Annotated in this window: 14 protein-coding genes and 1 riboswitch; of the genes, 4 read left to right on the top strand and 10 right to left on the bottom strand. The window is 52.7% G+C overall.

Annotated features, from left to right (window positions below; all coding sequences use genetic code 11):
• Nucleotides 1-75 precede the first annotated feature (75 nt).
• From erpA to xth, 3 genes are all read left to right on the top strand, one after another.
• Complete coding sequence (gene erpA, locus CU041_RS06315; RefSeq protein WP_068519131.1) at nucleotides 76-417, top strand: iron-sulfur cluster insertion protein ErpA; 342 nt, start codon at nucleotides 76-78, stop codon at nucleotides 415-417.
• Between the two features lie 180 nt (nucleotides 418-597).
• On the top strand, nucleotides 598-1,680 hold the full coding sequence (locus CU041_RS06310; protein WP_170310153.1) for a hypothetical protein: 1,083 nt from the start codon (nucleotides 598-600) through the stop codon (nucleotides 1,678-1,680).
• Between the two features lie 97 nt (nucleotides 1,681-1,777).
• A complete protein-coding gene (xth, locus tag CU041_RS06305; protein ID WP_101246171.1) occupies nucleotides 1,778-2,557 on the top strand; it encodes an exodeoxyribonuclease III in 780 nt (259 codons plus the stop codon).
• A gap of 98 nt (nucleotides 2,558-2,655) precedes the next feature.
• Here xth and ribB read toward each other — a convergent pair whose 3' ends face one another.
• From ribB to CU041_RS06255, 10 genes are all read right to left on the bottom strand, one after another.
• Nucleotides 2,656-3,324 (bottom strand): 3,4-dihydroxy-2-butanone-4-phosphate synthase, encoded by a 669-nt coding sequence (gene ribB, locus CU041_RS06300; protein ID WP_101246170.1) that lies wholly within the window; start codon nucleotides 3,322-3,324, stop codon nucleotides 2,656-2,658.
• A gap of 133 nt (nucleotides 3,325-3,457) precedes the next feature.
• Nucleotides 3,458-3,610, bottom strand: a riboswitch (FMN riboswitch).
• A gap of 104 nt (nucleotides 3,611-3,714) precedes the next feature.
• Nucleotides 3,715-4,992, bottom strand: a complete 1,278-nt coding sequence (locus CU041_RS06295) for an EAL domain-containing protein (protein ID WP_101246169.1) — start codon at nucleotides 4,990-4,992, stop codon at nucleotides 3,715-3,717.
• A gap of 57 nt (nucleotides 4,993-5,049) precedes the next feature.
• A complete protein-coding gene (locus CU041_RS06290) occupies nucleotides 5,050-5,895 on the bottom strand; it encodes an aminotransferase class IV (protein ID WP_233433027.1) in 846 nt (281 codons plus the stop codon).
• 38 nt (nucleotides 5,896-5,933) lie between these two features.
• The gene (locus tag CU041_RS06285) at nucleotides 5,934-6,503 is read right to left on the bottom strand and encodes an anthranilate synthase component II (protein ID WP_068519136.1); all 570 of its coding nucleotides are present in this window, start codon (nucleotides 6,501-6,503) and stop codon (nucleotides 5,934-5,936) included.
• Nucleotides 6,500-7,903 (bottom strand): aminodeoxychorismate synthase component I, encoded by a 1,404-nt coding sequence (gene pabB / locus CU041_RS06280; RefSeq protein ID WP_101246167.1) that lies wholly within the window; start codon nucleotides 7,901-7,903, stop codon nucleotides 6,500-6,502. The genes CU041_RS06285 and pabB overlap by 4 nt, the downstream gene beginning before the upstream one ends.
• Before the next feature lie 202 nt (nucleotides 7,904-8,105).
• Nucleotides 8,106-10,772 (bottom strand): valine--tRNA ligase, encoded by a 2,667-nt coding sequence (locus tag CU041_RS06275; protein ID WP_101246166.1) that lies wholly within the window; start codon nucleotides 10,770-10,772, stop codon nucleotides 8,106-8,108.
• Nucleotides 10,773-10,862: 90 nt separating this feature from the next.
• Nucleotides 10,863-11,492 carry a DUF2497 domain-containing protein gene (locus tag CU041_RS06270; protein ID WP_068519139.1) on the bottom strand — a complete coding sequence of 210 codons (630 nt, stop codon included), beginning with the start codon at nucleotides 11,490-11,492 and terminating at the stop codon, nucleotides 10,863-10,865.
• Nucleotides 11,493-11,613: 121 nt separating this feature from the next.
• Entirely contained in the window at nucleotides 11,614-12,966 is a 1,353-nt protein-coding gene (locus CU041_RS06265) for a TolC family outer membrane protein (protein WP_068519140.1), read from the bottom strand.
• Nucleotides 12,967-13,109: 143 nt separating this feature from the next.
• The gene (locus CU041_RS06260; protein ID WP_068519141.1) at nucleotides 13,110-13,433 is read right to left on the bottom strand and encodes a rhodanese-like domain-containing protein; all 324 of its coding nucleotides are present in this window, start codon (nucleotides 13,431-13,433) and stop codon (nucleotides 13,110-13,112) included.
• A gap of 77 nt (nucleotides 13,434-13,510) precedes the next feature.
• A complete protein-coding gene (locus CU041_RS06255) occupies nucleotides 13,511-14,164 on the bottom strand; it encodes a protein-L-isoaspartate O-methyltransferase family protein (RefSeq protein WP_068519142.1) in 654 nt (217 codons plus the stop codon).
• Nucleotides 14,165-14,679: 515 nt separating this feature from the next.
• On the opposite strand from CU041_RS06255, the gene CU041_RS06250 reads away from it, so the two are divergent.
• On the top strand, nucleotides 14,680-17,115 hold the full coding sequence (locus tag CU041_RS06250) for a methyl-accepting chemotaxis protein (RefSeq protein ID WP_101246165.1): 2,436 nt from the start codon (nucleotides 14,680-14,682) through the stop codon (nucleotides 17,113-17,115).
• The last annotated feature ends 167 nt before the right edge of the window (nucleotides 17,116-17,282 follow it).

Raw genomic sequence — 17,282 nt, 5'->3', positions numbered from 1 at the left:
CGTGCTATTATAACGCCATAAGATCGGAACTATTCCTGCCCGTCTGCGGGCAGGTCTAAGACCAAGGAGTGTTGAATGACCGAAGCTTCACGGCAAGTTCAAATGACTGAAAGTGCTGCGAAACGTATTCAGGAACTGATCGCATCGGAAGGTGCGGCAAACACCATGCTGCGCTTGCAGGTTTCTGGCGGCGGTTGCAGTGGTTTTCAGTATGAGTTCTCGCTGGACTCTGACACCACGGACGAAGACTGCATCTTCGAAAATTACGGTGCAAAAATGGTAATTGACGAAGTATCGCTTGACCTTCTGGGCGGTGCGGAAATTGATTTCGTGCGTGAAATGGTCGGTTCGGCTTTTCGCGTGAACAATCCGAATGCAACCTCTTCATGCGGGTGTGGATCAAGTTTCTCGATTTGATTCAACCGCGATTGAATTTACCCCTTAGACGGGGCCCGCTTCATGCAGGCCCCGTTTTTTATTTCGATGACAGAAAATGTCAGAAATTTTCAAAGTATTGTAATTGCAATTACTTTGGCTTCTCGACTACAAACTTTCCGCCACCATACATACACGCTATGATTTTAATGAGCAGTCAAAATGCAATCTTGGAAACCCGCTGTCACCGTTGCAGTTGCAACTGCAATTATTTCGTTGTCATCACACGCTTATGCGGAATCAAGCCTGCTCGGCTCATCCATTCTGCAAAAACCCGACAACTCTTCACTATTTTTCGGTTCGGTTGGAGCCACCAGCAAGTTTTACAACGCCCCAAATTATCACGGTAACTATTCCAATCTGTCTGCCGGACAGAGCAGCCCGACATCAGATTCCCAGTATTACATAGACTATGACGAGATGATGGTTTTAACCGGCCCACAAATCGAGGCTGGATTTTATCTGCCCGAAAACGGACTTACCGATATTATCGGTCAAAATCCGCGTGCCATGATCAAGGGACATTATCTCAGCGGAGATGATTCTGAAACCGTATTTGGCAAGACCTTTGCGTCGGGCAACACAGGCCAATCTGCGGTCAATGGCACAAATGCCGTCAATCAGAACTTCGCAGACCGTATCCACAATACATTTATAGATGTTGATCAGAAAGACAGATCCTTCGAGATCATCGTTGCGGCGGATCGCATTTTGTCGGAAAGCCTTACGATTACGCCGCTGCTGGCTATCGGATACGAAAATGCTTCCTCTGAAGTCGATACACGGGAATTCATTCCTGTGCGAAACGATCTGGTTACCCAGAATTTTGATTTTGATACTGACGGCTTCAAAACACGCATAGGCAGTGCCGTTAACTACACGGCAACATCCTGGCTTGACCTTGGACTTTCCGGTTTTGTCGGGGCAAGCTATCGCAAGGCCAAACTGAACGCCTCTGATTGCGGCGATGGTTTCTCGACCGACCTGTTCGGTGTCTGTGACGGCTCAGGCTGGAGAACCTCTGTATCGGATTCAGACCATACGATTGCCCTGCTTAGCGGCATAGCCTTGGGCGTAACGGCTCATACCGGTTCGATGGCCTTAAACTTTAATATCGGGGCTGAATACGATTCCAGCGTTGCCAGCTACTGGACACCAAGCGGCGCAGACGGAGGCACGGCACGCGTCAACTTTGAAGACCAGATCAGCGGTTATGCGTCTGTCATGGGGACTATTCGGTTCTAGGAATTGTCGCCAAAGGTTGACATAGTTTGGACCAAATGCTTCAAGGCTCCCGGTTAACGGGGCCTTTAAGGTGCAGAAAAAAACAACTGAGGCACGCATGAAAATCGCCACATGGAATGTCAATTCAATCAAGGCTCGCTTGCCCAATATCATCGAGTGGTTGCAAGACGCCAAACCCGACATTGTTCTGTTGCAGGAAACCAAGACAGTTGATGAAGCCTTTCCGGCGATGGAGATCGAAGATCTTGGTTACAACATCGCGATCCATGGCCAAAAGACCTATAACGGGGTTGCCATTCTGTCGAAATATCCGATCGAGGATGTCGAACGCGGTCTTCCGGGCAATGATGACGACGAACAGGCGCGCTATATCGAAGCCACTGTTTGTGCGCCCCACCCAGTTCGGGTGGCATCCATTTATGTCCCGATGGGAACCGCAGTCGGGGACGAGAAATTTGATTACAAGCTCAACTTCCTCGATCGACTGATCAAGCGGTTTGAAAAAATCCGCGCCAGTGGCGAAGCCGCCGTCATGGGGGGCGACTACAATATAGCACCGGATGATGCCGACGTTTACGATCCGATCAAATTGCGCGAAACCGTCCTGTGCACAACTGTTGAACGCAAACGGCTGCGTACGATGATGAATATGGGCTTTACCGACGCCTTCCGGACATTCAACCCGAAAGGACACCAATATAGCTGGTGGGATTACCGTGCGGGTGCCTGGAACAAGGATAATGGTCTTCGCATTGACCACCTGTTGCTGACCCCGGCTGCCGCTGATCGCCTGAGCGCGTCCGATATTGATCGCGACCCGCGCGGAAAGGAAAAGGCATCCGACCACACCCCGGTCTGGTGCATGATTGATGACTGATCGCAGGGAATATACCCCCGAAAAATCAAAGGGCAGCGTATTTCACGCTGCCCTTTTTGTATCTGGCTCTAAGCCCGAAAACGGGCTTTTGTGTCGTTTTATTCTGCGGCCTGCTGCATCGCGGCGCGATAGGCAACAATGTCTTCGATGCTGATCACAACCAGGTCATGGGACCGGGCATATTCGATCAGCTCAGGAAGACGCGCCATGGTGCCGTCCGGATTGGTGACTTCGCAAAGAACGCCGGCCGGCTTCAAACCTGCCAGGCGCATCAGATCGACCGTTCCCTCGGTATGGCCGCGCCGTTCCAGAACACCACCGGCACGCGCACGCAGCGGGAAAACATGCCCCGGACGCGCAAGATCAGACGGCTTTGCATCATCGGCGATGGCGGTCTTGACCGTGGTCACGCGATCAGCCGCAGACACACCGGTGGTGACCCCGACTTTGGCTTCGATGGTAACGGTGAAGCCCGTTCCCATGCTTGATGTATTGGTCGCGACCATCGGTGGCAGATCAAGCGCCGTTGCCTTTTCATCGGTCAGGCACAGGCAAACAATGCCGCTGCAATCGCGAATAAGCATCGCCATCTGCTCGTTGGTCAGATTTTCTGCGGAAAAGATAAGATCGCCTTCATTTTCGCGATCTTCATCATCGACAACCAGAACACCCTTGCCTTCGCGCAAATCAGCAAGCGCACGTTCCATGCGTTCATGCGGATCGCCAAAGATCGAAAGACCTGATTGTGGTTCAATACTCTGATTCATAACCGTCCTCTACGGATGGGGCTTACGAACCAGGGCAACAAAGAAAGGCCCGCTTTATGGCAAATTGCCACATCGCGGTCGCAGGCAGACGTCAAAACAGTCACGCAAATGCGTTCTTGCCTTGTACGTCACGCTTTATCCTCTCCCATCCGGACTATTACCGTCGGCCCCGGAATTTCACCGGATCTGCTGACCCCGAAGATCGTGTGATCGTCGGGCGCTCGCGGGCTTCCCAGAAATCTGGATTACCGCCGGTCGGGATTTACACCCTGCCCTGAGAATAAGCGCCGTGTTTTAACGACATAGCCAATCATGATTGATCAGCTGCGGGCACTTTATGAAAGCGCCACGCGGTTGTCAAACATCTAAAAAGCGATGGAAATCGTTGATTCAAACCTCGGCTAGCCGTTTTCCGCTTCGGAAATGGAAGTTGCAGCCATTCTTGCGCGCCTCGCGTGGCGCCCACTGACATACCGCACAACGTTTGTCGGTTGACCGCCGTTTTGATTTGCATTCCCGGTGCAAATAGGACCCCAGCATCGCATCAATATAGCTACCCTGGAACACTTCAACGCCAAGACTTCGTCCCATGCGCAAGGCCGTCCGGCTATCACATCGCGTCAGAATAAGACTTCTTTCGACAAACAGGCTCGCAAATTCACGCAGACGTTCGGCGACTTCTGTACGCCGCGATCCGATGATGTTCTGATCCCAGATCACCTTGATGAAATCGACATTCATCTTGCGCGGTGAAAGAAACTCCAACGCAGGCAATGTGATCCGGTCCAGACCGACTTCGATCCCCGACGAATGCAGGAACTCACAGGCATCTTCAAATTCCCACCAGTTGGCAATGGCGTTTTCCATCGAAAATTCGATCGCCATGTTTTTGATCAGCTTGCCATCGTCATGATTGACGAATTCGGCAAAAGTGTCGCTCAAAACAGTTTGCACCCGCATGTTAAGATGCAGCTTGTCGGGCAGGATCGACGGCGCGATCGTCCGTGTCACTTCCATTACTTTTTCGTCAAGCACCCGCGACAGGATTTCAAGTTCGCCCGGCCCTTCAAGCAAAAAGCTTGCAAGGTGGTGCTGGCGCAAATAATCAAGCGAACAATAGATTTCATGACCAAGGATCTGCCGACGGGTGTCATCGAAACTCAGGATCGCTTGACGTCGGCAGGAGTCAAACACGGCTTCTATAGTGATCGCGCCGCGCAGCATTTCTGACATATCGAAACGCGCCCAGCCATCCCCCATCAGCCGTTCTGATAACGGAATGCCAAGCAACTGGCCAAGTCGTTCGTCATCTTCGGGCCAACGAAAACGGCTCCACAGATTTTTGGGAATCGTGCCAAGGCCTTGTCGTTCGATCACTTCTTCAAGTGTTTCGCGGACATGCTCGACAAAACTGGAATCGTCTTCGGTCCATTTCGTGCCGCGCACACAGGCCACCATCCCGTTTTCAAGACGGTGGATCTGTGTGTTTTCGGGCAAGTGATGAAAAGCATCACGGCTGATTGCCTGATAATCTTCGGCCCCAAGACGCAAGTCTGGCGGGATGTTCAGAACACCCAAATGCGGCGTTTTACCATTGGCCGCGTTTTTGCGCAGTCCTTCGATAAACCGGTTAAGTGTCAGTGCGGGTTTTGTGGTTTGGGCGGTCATAGGCAATCCTGTAACAGGTCATTGCCCATGATCATGCAGATGCAGGGTTAATTTACCCTAAAGAACTATACTTTCGCATAGCGATGTTTCCACCGTTTGAGCAAGTTCTGCAAAGAATGTCATTGCCGGCACACCGATCACAAGACCGTCCACCATATCAACAACCCGCAATCCCTGAAGGGCATTCGCTGTAAAAATAGCATCGAATTCTTTGAGCATATCGGGTGTTTTGGCTTCAAATTCAACGTCCCGGCCGGTTTCTTCGGCCCATTCCAAAATGAAATCACGCGCCAGCCCGCACAGAATTCCGGTATCCTCATCCGGTGTCCAAAGAGTTTCACCCTTGATCCCGAAAATATTGGCAACCGTGGTCTCGGCAACATTGCCGTCCGAAGACAAAATCAGGGCATCGTCACCGCCATATGATTGCGCTTCCTGTTTGGCTGCAATGTTATCAAGGTAATTGATGCTTTTGATCCCGCCCGCAACCGAATGTGCGTTCCGACGTACTTTCTGGGATGTAAACAGCTTCATCCCGACTGCCGGTTCGACGGGTTCAAACGGTGAAACGGTAATCAGGATGGTCGGATCCGGATCGGCTGGCGGCAAAAGCCCCCGTTCCCCGGAACCGCGCGACACCGTCAGGCGCACGACCGCATCCTTGCGATGAATCTGTTCAAACAGGGTGGAAACCACATTTGCCACTTCATCGGTTGCCGGCAACAGATCAACCGGAAACTCGATTTGTTCGGCGTGATAGTCCAGGCGCTCCATATGGGCATCGATCCAGGCGATCTTGCCTTCGTGGGCACGCATGGTTTCAAAAAAGCCGTCACCCAGCAAAAATCCGCGATCCGTTACCGGGATAGATGCCTCGTCAAGGTCACGAAAGCTCCCGTTCATCCATACCTGCATCACGCCGTCCCTTCTGTTTTTGTGCCTTATGAAGAAGCCCGCTTCAGGAAGTTTGCCAACAAATCATGTCCTTGCTCGGTCAATACGGCTTCCGGATGGAACTGTACACCAAACAACGGAAAATCTTTATGTGCAAACGCCATGATTTCACCTTCGGGGCCACGGGCCAGTTCAATCAGACTTCCATCTTCAGGCAATTCAACGATTAAGGAGTGATAACGCGTTACTTGCAAAGGATTCTTTAATCCCGAAAACAATTCCGTACCACTGTGATGGATTTCAGATGTCATTCCGTGCACGGGGCGCTTGGCACGTTTGACCTTGCCGCCAAAAACCTGGGCGATTGACTGATGCCCAAGACAAACCCCCAACATCGGATATTCCGATTTCAGGGTATCAATCAGTGTCAGGCTGTTACCGGCTTCATCCGGCCCACATGGACCGGGCGAAAAGATGATGGCGTCGGGATGCAGTTTGCGGACCTGGTTTGGACCAATTTCATCGTTGCGAACCACAATGACATTGTGACCGAGTTCCTCGATATAGCGGGCCAGATTGAAAACAAATGAATCGTAATTATCAATCAGAAGGATCATGACACAACATCCTGCCCATCGATCCCGAACAGCTCGAACATCTTGGTCGCCTTGACCAGTGTTTCTTCATATTCAAGCGCCGGATCACTATCAGCAACAATGCCGCCGCCAACATTGAATGCCATGCGCCCGCCATTCACACATAGCGAACGAATGGCGATATTTGTATCCATGCTGCCATCAAACCCGATAAACCCGATCGCACCGCAATAGGCCCCGCGCGTTGTCTGTTCCAGTTCGGTGATAATTTCCATCGCCCGAATTTTCGGGGCACCCGTGATCGAGCCGCCCGGGAAACTTGCCTTCAAAAGGTCCACTGCTGTTTTGCCGTCACGCAATTCACCGGTGACGGTTGAAACAAGGTGATGCACGTTCGCATAACTTTCCAAGGCACAGATTGCTGGCGTGTGCACGGAATGCGGTTTGCAGACCTTCGACAGATCGTTGCGCAAAAGATCAACGATCATAATGTTTTCTGCGCGGTCCTTTGGGGATCGCATTAATTGCTGTGCAAGTTCCGCATCGCTGAGCGGGGTTTCTCCGCGTGGTCGCGTTCCCTTGATCGGTTTGGTTTCAACCTGTCCTTCGGCTACTTTAAGGAACCGTTCCGGCGAGTTCGACAGAACTGCAAATTCACCAAAATTCAAAAAGGCCCCAAATGGCGCGGAACTGATATCGCGCAGGCGCCGATAAAGCCCGAACCGTTCAGGGATGGCATCACGCGGATATTCCGCCCGGATGCTTTGCGACAGGTTTGCCTGGAAAATGTCGCCAGCAAAGATGTAATCAATGACCTTTTGCACACTGGTTTCAAACCCGGCGCGGTCAAAATTTGACGTCCATTTCCGGATCGCTGGCGCATGCGGAACACCCGGGCTGTCATGTAGCGGTCTGGCAAGACGCAAATATTTGCGCAGCAACCCCATGCGTTCTTCTGCACGTTGCGCGCGTGCCGCCCCGATACGTTCCGGCATACCCGTTGAAATCAGCCACATCTTGCGATCTTCCTGATCAAAGGCAATCACAAGATCATAGATTCCGATCGCCATATCAGGCATGCCCAGCCAGTCATCGGCGGCCTTGGGCAGGGTTTCGGTCTGATGGGCCAGCTCATATCCAAAATATCCGACGGCCCCACCCTGAAACGGTGGCAAATCATCACGTCTGGTTTGCGGATAACGCGCCAGAAGATCCCCCAGCACATCAAACGGATTTCCGGGAAACGGAAACCCGTCCAGGGTGACCTGACCATTTTTCGCCGTCAGCTTATGAAGCGGCGACACAACGATATAGGAAAAGCGATCCCGATCGGCAGAATCAAGGAAATGACTGTCCGCATAAGGCGCAAACGCACCATACGCATCGACAGGCTCAATATAGGGGCATTCTTCAATCAGCATTCAAAACGCATTCGTTCGGGAAATACGATCAATGTCCGGCAAATGGTCGGGCATCAATTCCGGCACGCGGCAGGGAATGGAAATTTACGCGATTCGCATCCCGTCCGGTGAAAAATTTGCGTCACCTTCGATTAAACAGCGGGTCAAAATGAAAAAGGCCAACCGCTGTGGCTGGCCTTTGACATTCAAAAAAATCGCATGATTACATCGAAGCAATCCGGTCATAGGCCTCTGTCAGTTTTGCCAGAGTATCGCGGGCTTCCTCAAGTTTGGCCTTTTCGGTCGCAACGATATGTTCCGGCGCGCGGCTGACGAATTTCTCGTTCGACAGTTTGCCTTCCTGTGCCTTGATGTACTTCGTTTTGTCCTGCATTTCCTTTTCGAGACGCGATTTTTCCGCCGCGACATCGATAAAGTCCGCAACCGAAACGAAGACCGCAACACCGTCGACAACGGTCTGGATTGCGCCCTTGGCGATGGCTTCGACATCGCCCTGCCCCTTAAAGGCAATATCGGCGACACGTGCCAGACGTTTGACCTGTGCTTCCTGCGCGGTGACTGCCGCTTTCATCGCGTCGGTCGCATCAACAAGATAGATCGGCACTTCTGCGGCCGGCGGAACATTCATTTCAGAACGAACACCACGAATGTTACCAATCAGACGAATGGCAAGATCAACCTCGGCTTCGGCCGTACGATCGATCAAGGATTCATCGAATTGCGGATAGCTTTCCGAAATCAGCATCTTGCTGCGGTTCTCGGAAATCTTTTCCCAAAGTTCCTCGGTGATATAGGGCATTACCGGATGCAAGATCAGAAGAATCTGATCAAGAACCCATGCGGTAACGGCACGGATTTCTGCTTTGGCTTCCTCGTCCTGTCCCATCAGAACCGGCTTTGCCAGTTCCAGATACCAGTCACAGAATGAACCCCAAACGAACTGGTAGGCGCTGCTTGCCGCATCGTTGAAGCGATAGGTCTCGATCCCCGTCCCGACAGCCTTGGCGGCCTCGACGGTTTTTCCGACAATCCAGCGCGCAAGGGTGGATTTGACCGATGCCGGGTCAAAGCCTTCGACCGGCTTGCATTCGTTCATTTCCGCAAAGCGCGCCGCGTTCCAAAGCTTGGTCGCGAAGTTGCGATACCCTTCAACGCGTGATGCTGCAAGCTTGATGTCACGGCCCTGTGCCGCAAGCGCGGTCAGGGTAAAGCGCAGCGCATCACAGCCGTACTCGTCGATGATTTCCAGCGGGTCGATCACATTGCCCTTGGATTTCGACATCTTCTGCCCGTTTTCATCACGGACCAGCGCATGGATATAAATATCCTTGAACGGGATTTTACCGTCCATGAAATGCATGCCCATCATGATCATGCGGGCAACCCAGAAGAAGATGATGTCAAACCCGGTAACCAGAACATCACCCGGATAATATTTGCCAAGTTCCGGGGTCTTTTCCGGCCATCCAAGGGTCGAAAACGGCCACAAGGCAGATGAGAACCACGTATCAAGAACGTCGGTTTCCTGCGTCAGTTCAACATCCTTGCCGTAATGTGCTTTGGCTGCGGCAATTGCTTCTTCTTCGGTTTCCTCGACGAAAATCTCGCCATCCGGACCGAACCAGGCCGGGATGCGATGCCCCCACCAAAGCTGACGGGAAATGCACCATGGCTGGATGTTGCGCATCCACTCGAAATAGGTGTTTTCCCAGTTTTTCGGAACAAAGCGGATCCGGCCATCTTCGACCGCCTCGGTCGCCGGTTTTGCCAGCACTTCGGCATTCACGAACCATTGATCGGTCAGATACGGCTCGATCACAACGTTGGAACGATCACCATAGGGAACCATGTGAACGGTATCTTCGATCTTCTCAAGAAGACCCAGTTCATCCATCTTGGCCACGATCTGCTTGCGGGCTTCGAACCGGTCAAGACCACGGTATTCTTCCGGCGCATTGTCATTGATGCGCGCATGGTCATCCATGATATTGATCTGATCAAGACCACCACGTTTACCGACTTCAAAGTCATTGAAATCGTGCGCCGGGGTGATTTTCACTGCACCCGACCCTTTTTCCGGATCGGCATATTCATCGGCCACGATTTTGATGCGACGTCCGACGATCGGCAGAATGCAATACTGCCCGATCAGGTCCTTGTAACGCTCATCATCGGGATGAACTGCCACACCGGTATCGCCAAGCATGGTTTCCGGGCGTGTGGTGGCAACGGTGATGAATTCGCCGTCGCGGCCTTCGATCGGATATTTGAAGTGCCAGTAATGGCCTTTGACCTCTTTCTGAACAACTTCAAGATCCGAAATTGCGGTCAGCAGTTTCGGGTCCCAGTTGACCAGACGTTTGTCACGGTAAATCAGACCTTGCTTGTGCAGGGTAACGAACACCTTGCGTACGGCTGCCGAAAGGCCTTCGTCCATGGTAAACCGTTCGCGGTCCCAATCGGGGGATGCGCCAAGGCGACGCAGCTGATTGGTAATGGTCCCGCCTGACTTTTCTTTCCACTCCCACACCTTTTCCACGAACTTTTCGCGGCCAAGGTCATGGCGCGTGACATTCTGTTCACCCAACTGGCGCTCAACGACCATCTGGGTCGCGATACCGGCATGGTCGGTGCCGGGCTGCCAAAGGGTATCCTTGCCATTCATCCGGTTGTACCGGATCAGGATATCCTGAAGCGTGAAAGTAAGCGCATGCCCCATATGGAGGCTGCCGGTCACGTTGGGCGGCGGCATCATGATGACATAGGGATTGGCGCTTGACGCCGTATCGCAGGCAAAGGCCCCCGATTTTTCCCATTTATCGTAAAGTCTGCCTTCCACTTCGGCCGGGCTGTAGGTCTTCTCCAACATGGTCTTTTGATCCGCTGCGGGTTTAATCAATCATACAAAGAAAAAGCGGCGCACCCCGGGCGCGCCGCTTCAAATCAACTATCGGCTCGCCTACAGGTCTTCGGCGCGGTTCACAATCCGCTCGATTTCCTTCTTCACAAGGCGTTCGATCATATAGGGCAGGTTTTCGTCAAGCCATTCCTTAAGCAACGGACGCAACATATCACGTACCAGATCCTCAAGGGTGGCATGTCCTGCATTGATGCCAAGCGCAACTGCGCGTTTCTTTGCAACAGCTTGCGCCAGTTCCGAGATGGTGCCGGTCGCCGAGGATTCCGTCATGTTCGAAATCAGCGGTTCGTCATCATCATCGTCATAAAGTGCCGGCATCGCCGGTTCAGGCTCGGGTTCGGGTTCCGGCTCGTCGAATTCGTCTTCTAACGGTTCCGGGTCATCCTCAAGCGGAGTCTCATCGAAATCGAGCATGTCATCAAGTTCGAGCTCTTCTTCAGGCTCGTCGAGTTCAAGCTCTTCCGGTTCATCGTCGAACTCAAGTTCTTCGGGTTCATCGTCAAGAACGAGTTCGTCAATTTCTTCTTCCGGTTCCGGCTCGGGTTCTGGCTCGGGCTCAGGTTCCGGCTCGGGTTCTGGCGTCGGTTCGGGTTCAGGAGCGGCTTCCTGTTTTTCTTCGTCCCCCTCATCTGCAAGAATCTTGCGGATGGACTGGAGGATATCCTCCATTGAAGGTTCTTGTTGCCCGTCACTCATAATTAAAATTCCGCACTAGTGTCATTTAACCAGACCGATCCGAAAGCGCGCTCAGGACAGGATGACGACCACCCTGCCCTGAACATTCAAAAGGTCAGTCTGTTCCCCACCACTGGTCCTTGACTTTATTGTAGTTGGACTCAGTGTCGTAAACTTCGACCGGCAGGCCGAGGACCTGCGCATTAAGCGCGCCCATTGCGGCCTTGACCTGGAATTCGGCGACTGCCGCATCACGGCGCGACCCGACAAGATCGACACGTGCCTGCAACAGTTCCTGTTCCTGATCAAGGACATCAAGAACAGTACGCGAACCGACAGATGCTTCACGCTGAACACCGTCCAGGGCGACTTCCGCCGAAGATACCTGCGCCTGCTGGGACTCAATGCTTGCACGTGCCGTCACAAGGGTTTCCCAGGCACTGGTTGCATTTTCAATCACAGCACGGCGTGCTTCATCAACCTGGATCCGCGCCTGACCTGCGGTCTGCTTGGCAGCACGAACGCCAGAGAAAACAGCGCCCTTCTGATAAAGCGGCACGGATACCGATGCGATGATATCGGCGCTATCGGCAGTGAAATCTTCGGTCGACCCTTCATGGGCACGTTCGACACCTGCCGACAGGTTTACTTCCGGATAAAGCGACCCTTCATTCAGACGTATGTCCGACTGGGCTGCTTCTTCGGTATAAAGTGCCTGCAATACGTCCGGATGCTGACCCTGTGCGATCGACAGAACATCGGTCACACTGGTCGGAAGACCTGCAAGCGGGTTCGGAATCTCAAGATCGGTCGGCGGATTGCCGACCAGTCGCTCATACTGTGCACGCGTATTGGCAAGTGCACCCTGGGCTGAAATCAGATCGGCCTTCGCACCGGCAAGGCGCGCCTCGGCCTGCGAGACGTCCGTACGGGTTACTTCACCAACAGCAAAACGGTCGCGGGTTGCTTCAAGCTGACGCTCAAGCACGCGAACGTTGTTCTGGTTCAGTTCGACAACGGCCGTGTCACGCAGAACGTTGAAATAGGCTGTCGCGACCTGCAACATCACATCCTGTTCGGTAGAACGAAGTGCCGCACGCGCTGCCTTGATACGGGCTTCTGCGCGTTCGGTCTGGGCCGTCGTACGACCACCACGATACAGCGGCTGGGTAACGTTCAGACCAACAGTATAGGGTGTCAGACTGTTTTCCGTTTCCGATCCGTTGACTTCGGTATTGTATTCACGGAAACCGGCATCACCAGAAAGCGTAACACTCGGACGCCAGTTTGACAGCGCTGCCGAAATCTCTTCGTCGGTCGAACGCAAAGACGCACGACCCGCTTCGAGTGTCGGGTTGCTCTGATATGCCTTGATGAGAGCGTCCTCAAGACTTTCTGCAGATGCGCCACCAGCGACCAATCCGCCGGTCGCCAGAATACTGCAGGTCAGCAAGAACCGTTTTATCATTTATCTACCCTTGTAAAATCCTACACCAAGTCCCGACCCCGGCGCAGTTTCACGTATGGTAACGACGGAAACAAAATTTTCCAAGAAAAGAGGCATTTGGAACCCAAAAAAGTATTCGCCCCGTTTTCCGGTCGTTACGGCAATCAATCGTAGCGTGTCATATCCGGCGCAATTTCAAGCGCCCAGACATCTATACCGCCAGTAACATTAAAAACATCTTTAAATCCATATTCTTCAAGGAAAATTCCCGCATGGCGACTGCGCACCCCGTGGTGGCAGATGATCGCAATTGGTTTATCATCAGGCAATTCCGCCCGTCTCCCCGGCAATTCCGACAACGGAATATGCAAGGAGTCCCCGATCATACAGATTTCGACTTCCCAGTCTTCACGCACATCCAGAAGTATAATTGGCTTCTTCTGATCGAGTTGTTCCGCCAAATCGCGGCATGAAAGCTCCTGAACCATGAAACCCTGATCAGTTGGATATGTTCTATGTGCTTAAAAAAAAGAAATGCCCGGCATGAACCGGGCAATTTCAAGAATCAGAATACAAAGCTTTCCGCCGGCTCAAAGCCCGGAAGATACGGAATGTTTGCATCGAACAGATCACGATGACCGATAACGCCGTTTTCGCGCTCATACAGACGTGCGACACCGACCTTGCCTGCTTCGCGGACAACCGCCAGAAGACGACCACCTTCTGCAACCTGGTCAAGAATGCCTGCCGGCACTTCGCTAACAGCACCATCGAAAATGATCACGTTATACGGCGCCTGCTTGGCGTAGCCTGCTGCAAGATCACCTTCGACGACGATTACGTTGTCATAGTTGACCTTCTGGAACGCGGCTTCGGCTGCTGCGGACATTTCCTTGTTGCTTTCAACGGCAACCACGGTTTCTGCGACGCGCGAAATCAGTGCGCTGCCATATCCGAAACCTGCCCCGATCACGAGAGCCACATCCGTTTCCGCGATTTGTGCGCTCTGCATCAAACGGGCAATGACCATCGGCTCCATGGCAAAGCGACCATCGCCAACCGGGATATCTTCATCAACATATGCAATGCCGCGTTTGCCTTCAGGCAGGAACAGTTCGCGCGGAACTTCCTCCATCGCAGCGATGACCAGCGGATCGGTAACCTTGTTGGTCCGAACCTGATTTTCCACCATGTTATGGCGCGCGATTTGGTAATCCATGATTATCTGACCTGAAAATTCTCGCGAGAAAGAAACCGCAACAATCCTTTTTGTCCCCAAAGACGGTTGCGGTAATTGCCCTGTTTATAGTCAGCACATAAGCACCTGACAACATCGGATCAATGTGTGACTTGGATTTTAACGCATTGACCGCGCTAAATGATTGACCATTTCCACCCGTCATCCACCCGCAGTTCGGTCAAATGCAAAAATCCGGCGCTATTTTAAACCGGCATTTTGCCCGTTCAAAACCTGGCAAAAGTGCAAGCGTCACCTTGTTATTTGATGCATCTCAAACATTTACACGGCATTTTTACAGTACGAATTACGCGAAAATATGCGCAACCGTTACTTGAAAAGCAAAGATCGCACGTAAACATATGCCAAAGTGGGACAAGGATAACCTCAAAGCGCCACTTCGCCGATGAGCTGCCCCTGCCCTCAGATCAAGTGCAACCCGATTTCCAGTCGGACACGACCCAACTGAACTTACTTGTGACATCCAGGGGAATACAATGCGTGACAATGGACCGGTAACCAACCGCGAAGTTCTGATGAAGGACAAGGATATCCTTGTCTCAAAAACCGATTCCGGCGGGAAAATTACCTTTACCAACAAGTCCTTCGTCGAGATCAGTGGCTTTACCGAGGAAGAACTGCTTGGCTCTCCCCATAATATTGTCCGTCACAGCGACATGCCCAAAGAGGCCTTTGCAAATCTGTGGCAGACGATCAAGGCCGGCTTGCCATGGCAGGGACTTGTCAAAAACCGGGCAAAGAACGGCGACCATTACTGGGTACGCGCCAATGTCACGCCAACGGTCGAAAACGGCAAAATCGCCGGTTTTATCTCTATCCGGACAAAGCCGACGGATGAAGAAAAGAAAACAGCCGAGCGCGTCTATACCAATATGCGGGCCGGAAAGGCCAAGGATGTCTCGCTTGAATATGGCGAGATCACCCACAAGGCAAAAACACCGGGCTTTATGTCAAGCATCCGGGGCAGCCTGACTGCGGCATTCGCGACAATGATCCTGCTGATGATGTTGCTTAGCGGGTATGGATTGTACGCCGAATATCAGACCGAAAAGAATCTGGAAAACCTGTATGAAAACCGGGTCAAACCGTTGCGTTTGCTCAAACAGATTTCATCAGACTATTCCATGTCGGTGATTGATGCGTCTCACAAGGTCCGCGCTGGCAGCATGGACTGGCAGCAAGCCATTGAAAGCATCGACACAGCCAAAGCGCGAATCAACGAAAACCTTGAGACCTATGTAAAACGTGAGCTTGGCCCGCGTGAGGCCCCGGTTGTGCAAGAAATCCAGAAACTTCTCCCCGCTGCCAACGGGGTGATGGATCGCCTGCGTCAGGCCATGGTAGCCAAAGACATGGCCGCACTTGATGCACTGGTCACCGACGAGCTTTATCAAAATCTTGATCCGGTGATGCAACAGGTCATCACCCTGACGGTTGTTCAGAACGAAGTCGCAAGTCAACGCATCGCCAGCGCCGAGGGCGCCTTCCTGAAGGCCGTGATCTTCGAGATTGCCATTTTCATTGCCGCGGTCGCCTTGACCATTGCCTATGGCGTCTGGATGACACGTCGCCTGACGCAACCGCTTAAACAGATGGAAACCCATTTCAACGCGATTGAAGCCAACGACACCAGCTATGTCATCAACATGCCAAAGGTGACGGACTTCAAACCGGCGATTCAGCAGCTTCGTGGCCTTCATGCAAGGCTCTGCTATGCGAAACTCGAACGTGAAGAAAACGAAGCAAAGGCGAATTCCCAACGCGTTGGCGCCCTGCGCGGATTGGCGGAAACGGTCGAACAGGAACTTCAGAAAGTCGTTCAGTCCATCATTGACCAGACGCATCGCCTGAATTCGGCAGCCGGCGAGATGGCCGGATCCTCCGAACGCGTTTCCGAAAACTCGGAAAGTGTGGCCGCAGCCGCACACGAGGCCCTGGCCAACGCGGAAACCGTGTCGGGTGCATCCGAGGAACTGGCCGCATCGATCCGCGAAATCACCCGTCAGATCGAAGAAGCCACGACACTGACCGCCGAAGCCAACCAGGCCGGTGAAAGTGCCGAACACACGGTTAATTCGCTTCAGGACAGTGTCAGCAAGATTGGCGAGGTCGCCGAGCTTATCAGCGACATCGCAGCCCAAACCAACCTGCTGGCTTTGAACGCGACGATCGAAGCCGCACGTGCCGGTGACGCAGGCAAAGGCTTTGCCGTGGTCGCACAGGAAGTCAAAAACCTTGCAAACCAGACATCCAAATCGACCGAGGAAATCTCGCGCCAGCTTGGTGAAATCCAGAATGTCACCAGCTCTGTCGTCTCGACAGTTCAGCAAATGACGGCAAGCATCCGCCGCGTTGACGAAGTTGCGTCCAACGTTGCCGTCAACGTACGCCAGCAGGATGACGCAACGCAGGAAATTGCCCGAAACGTCGTTCAGACAGCCGAGGCCTCAAACGAGGTGACCGAAAAAATCGGCCATGTCGCATCCGAGGCACAAGACAACCTCGAACGTGCAGCACAGATGAACAAAATCGCCGAGGAAGTCGACGAAAGCATAGCCGAACTCCGCGCCAGCCTTGTTCGAATCGTTCGTACAGCCACCCCGGAAGTCAACCGTCGCAAAGATCCGCGATATGATGTCCAGTTGGCTGTCACGGTCAAAATCGGCGGTAAATCGGTCCGCGGACAGACCATCGACCTTTCGGTCGGCGGGGTGAAAGTATCGCTCGCAGAACCGATCCCGGAAGGTGCAAGCGGTGAAATCATGATCGAAGGCCCGAATGCGACCTTGCCGTTCAAGGTCGAACACGTCCTTGATACGATTGCCAACCTTGATTTTGCGCCCAGCAAGATCCGCGAAGAAAAAATCGCCCCGTGGATTGAACGCAAATTTGGCAAGAAGACCGCCGAATAACGTGCCCTTTCAAGGTATGTCGCTTACGAACATCAAACCGCCCGGGATCATTTCTCGGGCGGTTCGTCTACTTTCAGGCGGATAATCAAGCCGCTGTTTAAAAAATGTAAAATTGGGTGCTTGACGGGTCGTATTCTATGAGGCTATACACCGCTCCAGCCAACGCG

The organism is Thalassospira povalilytica (assembly GCF_002844235.1).
GTDB lineage: Bacteria > Pseudomonadota > Alphaproteobacteria > Rhodospirillales > Thalassospiraceae > Thalassospira > Thalassospira povalilytica.
Note: the sequence above shows the minus strand (reverse complement) of the source record. Positions and strands in the feature narration are given on the sequence as shown.

Coding starts and splice junctions, on each gene's coding strand:
- CU041_RS06255 (WP_068519142.1), bottom strand. CDS start 14,164: ATGGATTACCAAATCGCGCGCCATAACATGGTGGAAAATCAGGTTCGG.
- CU041_RS06290 (WP_233433027.1), bottom strand. CDS start 5,895: ATGAACGGGAGCTTTCGTGACCTTGACGAGGCATCTATCCCGGTAACG.
- pabB (WP_101246167.1), bottom strand. CDS start 7,903: ATGCTGATTGAAGAATGCCCCTATATTGAGCCTGTCGATGCGTATGGT.
- CU041_RS06275 (WP_101246166.1), bottom strand. CDS start 10,772: ATGTTGGAGAAGACCTACAGCCCGGCCGAAGTGGAAGGCAGACTTTAC.
- CU041_RS06265 (WP_068519140.1), bottom strand. CDS start 12,966: ATGATAAAACGGTTCTTGCTGACCTGCAGTATTCTGGCGACCGGCGGA.
- ribB (WP_101246170.1), bottom strand. CDS start 3,324: ATGAATCAGAGTATTGAACCACAATCAGGTCTTTCGATCTTTGGCGAT.
- CU041_RS06250 (WP_101246165.1), top strand. CDS start 14,680: ATGCGTGACAATGGACCGGTAACCAACCGCGAAGTTCTGATGAAGGAC.
- CU041_RS06270 (WP_068519139.1), bottom strand. CDS start 11,492: ATGGAGGATATCCTCCAGTCCATCCGCAAGATTCTTGCAGATGAGGGG.
- erpA (WP_068519131.1), top strand. CDS start 76: ATGACCGAAGCTTCACGGCAAGTTCAAATGACTGAAAGTGCTGCGAAA.
- CU041_RS06260 (WP_068519141.1), bottom strand. CDS start 13,433: ATGGTTCAGGAGCTTTCATGCCGCGATTTGGCGGAACAACTCGATCAG.
- CU041_RS06285 (WP_068519136.1), bottom strand. CDS start 6,503: ATGATCCTTCTGATTGATAATTACGATTCATTTGTTTTCAATCTGGCC.
- xth (WP_101246171.1), top strand. CDS start 1,778: ATGAAAATCGCCACATGGAATGTCAATTCAATCAAGGCTCGCTTGCCC.
- CU041_RS06310 (WP_170310153.1), top strand. CDS start 598: ATGCAATCTTGGAAACCCGCTGTCACCGTTGCAGTTGCAACTGCAATT.
- CU041_RS06295 (WP_101246169.1), bottom strand. CDS start 4,992: ATGACCGCCCAAACCACAAAACCCGCACTGACACTTAACCGGTTTATC.